Source organism: Mesorhizobium sp. M2E.F.Ca.ET.209.01.1.1, assembly GCF_004010375.2.
In the GTDB taxonomy this organism is placed as follows: Bacteria; Pseudomonadota; Alphaproteobacteria; order Rhizobiales; family Rhizobiaceae; genus Mesorhizobium.
In genome coordinates, this window is the sequence record NZ_SADP02001049.1 from 1 (window position 1) to 298 (window position 298).

The following is a 298-nucleotide window of genomic DNA, read 5'->3' on the forward strand; positions in this document are numbered from 1 at the left end:
TTTCCGGAGTCTTCGTTAATGACAGCGCTCTATCCGGTTCAGGACGTCTTCACCCGCGGCGAGATTTCGCCCAGGCTCCATTCGCGCGCTTCGCTCGACCTCTATCGCGGGTCACTGGCGAAATGCGAGAACTTCCTCACGCTGCCGCATGGCGGCATCCGCAAGCGGGGCGGCACCTACTTCGTCGGCGAGGTCAAGGCGTCCGCGAAGAAGACCAGGCTCATCCCGTTCATCTTCTCCTCCGAGCAAGCCTACTGCCTGGAATTCGGCGATCAGTATATCAGCGTCTATGCTTATT

At 59.1% G+C, this 298-nt stretch carries 1 pseudogene; it reads left to right on the forward strand.

What is annotated here, in order from left to right:
- Positions 1–18 precede the first annotated feature (18 nt).
- Positions 19–298 (forward strand): annotated as a pseudogene (locus tag EN852_RS39070) (hypothetical protein); the annotation flags it as partial.